The organism is Streptomyces sp. NPDC057654 (assembly GCF_042800135.1).
Lineage (GTDB): Bacteria > Actinomycetota > Actinomycetes > Streptomycetales > Streptomycetaceae > Streptomyces.
In genome coordinates this window covers 1-5,886 of record NZ_JBHVHQ010000541.1, presented here as the reverse complement: position 1 = coordinate 5,886, position 5,886 = coordinate 1, and the positions used below count along the sequence as shown (strand labels likewise).

Sequence of the window (5,886 nt, the reverse complement as noted above, 5' to 3'; positions counted from 1 at the left end):
GCCAGACGCCGCGCCCGCCCGGCACGAGCGCGTCCCCGGCGGGGTCGTCCGCGCCGGGCGTGAGGACGGGGGTGTGTACGGGCCGCCCCTTGAGGACCGCCTGGTAGCCCGCGGCGGCGCCGATCGCCGCGTCGGCCCAGGCGTGCGCCTTGAGCGCGGGTTCGATGGCGGCGTCGGCGACCCGGGCCAGCTGCCCCGGGCGGAAGCCGGAGTCGTCGGCGGCCGAGACGGCGTAGCGGCGGTCGTGGGTGGCGATGGCCAGGACCAGATCGCGAGGGCCGAGGCCGTTGCGGTCGGCGGTGGCGTCGGCCCAGTCGTGGCCCGCGCGGCCGGAGAAGTCCCGCACATAGGTGACGAAGAGCTGCACCCGCGCCTCTCGGCGCAGCCGTTCGAGGGCCGTGGCCACCTCCTCGCGCCGGTCGCCGAGCGCCCCGACGGTGTCGGTGATTCGGCCCGTACGCGCCAGGTCCAGCGGGCCGTCGGCGCGCGCGGGCGCCGGGAGGAGCAGGACGCACAGCGCCAGGAGGGCGCACACCGTGGCCCAGCCGGGTGCCCCCGATCCGTACCGCCTCAGAAGCCGCGTCACATTTGGGAGCGTATGACCGTTCCGCCTGCTCCGCGACCGGTCGCGGAGGCGGATCGGGGAGCCGATCGGGAGGTGGATCGGGAGGCCGATCGGGGAGCCGGGCCGAGGGCCGTGGGGGCGGCCGTGACGGCGGCCGTGGCCGGGAGCGCCCGCCGGGTCCGGGCAGCCCGTGCGGAGGCCCGTACCGCAGCCCCCGCGGAAGCCCGCACCGCATCATGAGGTGCACGGCTCCGCGGCCCGGCCGGCCCGTAGGCCCAGGCCCCCGCTCACTCCCCCCGGCGCCGGATCTTGTTCCCCAGCCACACCAGCGGGTCGTACTTGCGGTCCACCGCCCGCTCCTTCAGCGGAATCAGCGCATTGTCGGTGATCTTGATGTGCTCCGGGCAGACCTCGGTGCAGCACTTGGTGATGTTGCAGTACCCCAGGCCGTGCTCCTCCTGCGCGCTCCGCTTCCGGTCGACGCCCATCTCGTCCGCCGCGTCCAGCGGGTGCATGTCCAGCTCGGCGACGCGCATCAGGAAGCGGGGGCCCGCGAAGGCGGCCTTGTTCTCCTCGTGGTCCCGCACCACGTGACAGGTGTCCTGGCACAGGAAGCACTCGATGCACTTGCGGAACTCCTGCGAGCGCCCCACGTCCTCCTGGCGCATCCGGTACTCGCCCGCTTTGAGATCCGCGGGCGGCACGAACGCCGGGACCTCGCGCGCCTTCGCGTAGTTGAAGGACACGTCCGTCACCAGGTCCCGCACGACCGGGAAGGCGCGCAGCGGCGTCACGGTCACCGTCTCGTCCTGGCCGAAGACCGACATCCGCGTCATGCACAGCAGCCGCGGCCGGCCGTTGATCTCGGCGCTGCACGAACCGCACTTGCCCGCCTTGCAGTTCCACCGCACGGCCAGGTCCGGCGCCTGGGTGGCCTGGAGGCGGTGGATGATGTCGAGGACCACCTCGCCCTCGTTGACGGCGATCTCGAAGTCCTTCAGGCCCCCGCCGACCGCATCACCCCGCCACACCTTGAAGTGGGCCTGATAGCTCACGGCGTCAGCTCCTCGTCCGTCAGGTACTTGGCCAGTTCGTCCCGCTCGAAGAGGGCGAGCAGATCGGGCCGGATGGGCGGCGACTCGCGCCGCTCCAGGGCGATCTGGCCGACCGCCGGGTCCGCGGCCGCCAGCTCCGCCGCCTCCGCGCCCTCCTGGCCGACGGCGAGCCGGCACACCAGATTGGCCCGCCGCCACCGCCGGTCCATCTCCGGGTAGTCGTCGCGGGTGTGTCCGCCCCGGCTCTCCGTGCGCTCCAGCGCCGCGCGCGCCACGCACTCGCTGACCAGCAGCATGTTCCGCAGGTCGATCGACAGGTGCCAGCCCGGATTGAACTGCCGGTGCCCCTCGACGCCCGTACGCCGTGCCCGCCCCCGCAGACCGGCGAGCCGGAGCAGCGCCTCCCGCATCTCGGGGGCCTTGCGGATGATGCCGACCAGGTCGTTCATGGCCTGCTGGAGCTCTTGGTGCAGGGTGTACGGGTTCTCGGCCGGGCCCCCCGCGCGGGGGCCGGAGCCGTCCTCGGCGCTGAACGGGCGCAGCGCCTCGGCCGCCGCCGCGTCGACGTCCGCCTCGGTGAGCACCGGCCGCTCGCCCGCGGCCAGCGAGGCCGCGTACTGCGCCGCGTACAGTCCCGCGCGGCGGCCGAAGACCAGCAGGTCGGAGAGGGAGTTGCCGCCGAGCCGGTTGGAGCCGTGCATGCCGCCCGCGACCTCGCCCGCCGCGAAGAGGCCGGGCACCCCGGCCGCGGCGGCGGTGTCGGGGTCGACGTCCACGCCGCCCATCACGTAGTGGCAGGTGGGGCCGACCTCCATCGCCTCGGCGGTGATGTCGACGTCCGCCAGCTCCTTGAACTGGTGGTGCATGGACGGCAGCCGGCGCTTGATGACCTCGGCCGGCATGCGCGTGGAGACGTCCAGGAAGACCCCGCCGTGCGCGGTGCCGCGACCCGCCTTGACCTCGGAGTTGATGGCGCGGGCCACCTCGTCGCGGGGGAGCAGCTCGGGCGGGCGGCGGTTGTGGTCGGGGTCCTCGTACCAGCGGTCCCCCTCCTCCTCCGACTGCGCGTACTTCTCCTTGAACACGTCCGGGACGTACCCGAACATGAACCGCTCGCCCTCGCTGTTGCGCAGCACCCCGCCGTCGCCGCGCACCGACTCGGTGACGAGGATGCCCTTCACGGACGGCGGCCAGATCATGCCCGTCGGGTGGAACTGCACGAACTCCATGTTGATGAGCGGCGCCCCCGCGAGCAGCGCCAGCGCGTGCCCGTCGCCCGTGTACTCCCAGGAGTTGGACGTCACCTTGAAGGACTTGCCGATGCCGCCGGTGGCCAGCACCACCGCGGGCGACTCGATGGTGAAGAAGCGGCCCGACTCGCGCTCGTACCCGAAGACGCCCGCGACCCGCTCGCCCTCCTTGAGCACGCGGGTGACCGTGCACTCCTGGAAGACCTTCAGCCGCGCCTCGTAGTCGCCGAATTCGCGGAAGTCCTCCTGCTGAAGACTGACGATCTTCTGCTGGAGGGTGCGGATCAGCTCCAGGCCCGTACGGTCGCCGACGTGCGCGAGGCGCGGGTACTCGTGGCCGCCGAAATTGCGCTGCGATATTCGCCCGTCGGCCGTCCGGTCGAAGAGCGCGCCCCAGGTCTCCAGCTCCCACACCCGGTCGGGCGCCTCGCGCGCGTGCAGCTCCGCCATCCGCCACTGGTTGAGGAACTTCCCGCCGCGCATCGTGTCGCGGAAGTGCACCTGCCAGTTGTCGCCCTCGTTGACATTGCCCATGCTCGCGGCGATGCCGCCCTCGGCCATCACCGTATGGGCCTTGCCGAACAGGGACTTGCAGATCACCGCGCACCGCATGCCCTGCTCGCGCGCCTCGATCGCGGCCCGCAGCCCGGCGCCGCCCGCGCCGACCACCACCACGTCCCAGCTCTGCCGCTCCTCGTGCGTCACACGACCACGTCCCCGCTCTGCCGTTCCTCGTGCGTCATCAGATGCGCCCCATCAGAAGAACCTCGGATCGTCGAATGCGCCGCTCGCCATCAGATACACATAGAGGTCGGCCGCCATCACGCTCACCAACGACGCCCAGGCCAGGAACATGTGACGGCTATTCAGTCTCCCCGCCCAGCTCCAGAGGCGATAGCGCACCGGATGCTTCGAGAAGTGCTTGAGCCGGCCGCCGACGATGTGCCGGCACGAGTGGCAGGACAGCGTGTACGCCCAGATCAAGGCGATGTTGGCGAGCAGCACGAGGGTGCCCAGGCCCATGTGGCCCCACTCGCCCCGCTCGTCGCGGAAGCCGAGGGCGGTGTCATAGGTCAGGATCAGCGCGACGATCACCGCGAAGTAGAAGAAGTAGCGGTGGACGTTCTGGAGGATCAGCGGGAACCGGCTCTCGCCGCCGTACTTCTTGTGCGGCTCGGCCACCGCGCAGGCGGGCGGCGACGCCCAGAAGCTGCGGTAGTACGCCTTGCGGTAGTAGTAGCAGGTCAGCCGGAAGCCCAGCGGGAAGATCAGGATCAGCAGGGCGGGGGACAGGCCCCACCACGCGCCGAAGATCTCCCAGTCCGCGCCGCCCTTCATGGGCACGCAGTTCTCCGCGACGCAGGGCGAGTAGAACGGGGAGACGTAGGGCGCCGCGTAGTAGTCGTCACCGGCGAAGGCCCGCCAGGTCGAGTAGACGACGAAGACGAGCAGCCCGGCCGCGGTGACGGCGGGCGCCAGCCACCAGCGGTCGGTACGCAGATGGCGGGCCGGAATGGCGGCGCGCGACGCGTGGTGGACGCCGCGCGCGGTCATATCGCCGGGCGTGACTTCAGGGTCGGTACCAGTGGTCAAAGGGAACTCCGGAAGGAGTGGGGTGGAAGTCGGCGTACGCGCTCGCTGCCCCCTACGGGGCCCTGCGGTCGCGTGACCCCAGGCCCTCGTCCTCGGCGTCCGCCCACAGCGAGCTGTCGTACGGCGCGTCGGGGATCGGCACCATCACGGGCTGCGGCCGCTCCGGCGGGGCGCTCTCGCGCAGCAGGGCGACGCTCTCGCGCAGATGGTCGGCGTCGGTGCGTACGCGCCTGATCTCCAGGTCGCGGCTGCCGACCCGCTGTTCCAGCCGGACCACGGACCGTACGAGATCGTCGAGGCAGCGTTGTACAGCCGTCAACTCATCGTTCAGGGACATGACTTGCTCACACCTCCGCGCTGGCGGGTGGCGACGCTCATGCGATTGCGAGTGTTGCGCGTCACACCCCTCAAGGGGAAGAGAGCGGTCCCGATCGCGGCTTCGCACCGGCGCATTCGGGACGCCGCGCGCCGATCTCCCCGGCCGGTCCCGGCCCTGGTGGCGCCGCCTCTACGGGCTCGGGGCGGGGGAGCGGCGCGCCGTCGCAAACCAACAGCGCCTCGCGCGCCTCACCGCGCGCCCCTCGATCGCGCCCCTCCGCACCCCCGCTCATCCCTTCTTCGCACTCCTGTGCACGCCGGGCCTGTTCGTCCAGCCGGGTGGCTTGCCGCCCCGCCCCGCCGTGTCGGCGCGCCATCGCCCGGACCGTCGCCTTCAGTGGCTGGCAGTACATGTGATCAGCGGCACATTAAGCCGAATGTGCCGTATACGTCCCGGGTGCTGGGCCCAGCCGGGCCCCGGACCCGGCGCCGCAGCAGCCAGCCAGTGAAGCCAGTAAAGCCAGTGAAGTCAGTGAACGAACCAACCCGGCCGCGTCGCAGGAGGCCGGGCGGGCGAGCCCCGGAGGTACCAGCCATGTCCCACGACGGCGTCCCGAGAGGCACCGCACCCCGCACCGGACCCGGCCGCCGGGCCCGCAGGCGGCGCCGCGCCGCACTGCTGACCGCCGGCGCGCTGCTGCCGCTGCCCGCACTGGCCGGCTGCGGCTCGGGCGGAGGCGCCGCCGCCGCGCCCCCGGCCCCGGTGGACGTGGCCCGCACCGCCCGCGCCGACGTCGCCGACCGGGGCACGATGCGCTGGGCCGTGGACGAGCTGCCCGGCACGCTCAACGCCTTCCAGGCCGACGCCGACGCCGGGACCGAGCGCGTCGCCGGGGCCGTACTGCCCGCCCTCTTCACCCTCGACCAGCGCGGCCGGCCCCGGCGCAACCCCGACTACCTGCGCGGCGCCGAGACCGTCGAGCGCGAGCCCAAGCAGATCGTCGTCTACAAGCTCAACCCGCAGGCCGTCTGGAGCGACGGCCGCGCCCTCGGCGCCGCCGACTTCGCGGCCCAGTGGAAGGCGCTGAGCGGCAAGGATCATGGC

At 72.4% G+C, this 5,886-nt stretch carries 5 protein-coding genes and 1 pseudogene; 1 reads left to right on the top strand and 5 read right to left on the bottom strand.

Annotated features, from left to right (window positions below; translation table 11 throughout):
- From ACFU99_RS30080 to ACFU99_RS30060, 5 genes are all read right to left on the bottom strand, one after another.
- A partial coding sequence (locus tag ACFU99_RS30080; RefSeq protein ID WP_384397996.1) for a TPM domain-containing protein occupies positions 1 to 586 on the bottom strand: 586 nt, incomplete at its 3' end.
- A 266-nt stretch (positions 587 to 852) separates the two neighbouring features.
- Positions 853 to 1,620, bottom strand: a complete 768-nt coding sequence (locus tag ACFU99_RS30075; RefSeq protein ID WP_384397994.1) for a succinate dehydrogenase/fumarate reductase iron-sulfur subunit — start codon at positions 1,618 to 1,620, stop codon at positions 853 to 855.
- On the bottom strand, positions 1,617 to 3,575 hold the full coding sequence (locus ACFU99_RS30070; protein ID WP_384397992.1) for a fumarate reductase/succinate dehydrogenase flavoprotein subunit: 1,959 nt from the start codon (positions 3,573 to 3,575) through the stop codon (positions 1,617 to 1,619). Before ACFU99_RS30070 ends, ACFU99_RS30075 begins: the two co-directional genes overlap by 4 nt.
- A 51-nt stretch (positions 3,576 to 3,626) precedes the next feature.
- Positions 3,627 to 4,463, bottom strand: coding sequence for a hypothetical protein (locus ACFU99_RS30065; protein WP_384397990.1), 837 nt, complete (start codon positions 4,461 to 4,463; stop codon positions 3,627 to 3,629).
- A gap of 52 nt (positions 4,464 to 4,515) precedes the next feature.
- Complete coding sequence (locus ACFU99_RS30060; RefSeq protein WP_384397988.1) at positions 4,516 to 4,800, bottom strand: hypothetical protein; 285 nt, start codon at positions 4,798 to 4,800, stop codon at positions 4,516 to 4,518.
- A 576-nt stretch (positions 4,801 to 5,376) separates the two neighbouring features.
- On the opposite strand from ACFU99_RS30060, the pseudogene ACFU99_RS30055 reads away from it, so the two are divergent.
- Positions 5,377 to 5,886: pseudogene (locus tag ACFU99_RS30055) on the top strand (ABC transporter family substrate-binding protein); the annotation flags it as partial.

Excerpts from the sequence above, each read along its gene's own strand:
- ACFU99_RS30060 (WP_384397988.1), bottom strand. The coding sequence starts at position 4,800 with ATGTCCCTGAACGATGAGTTGACGGCTGTACAACGCTGCCTCGACGAT.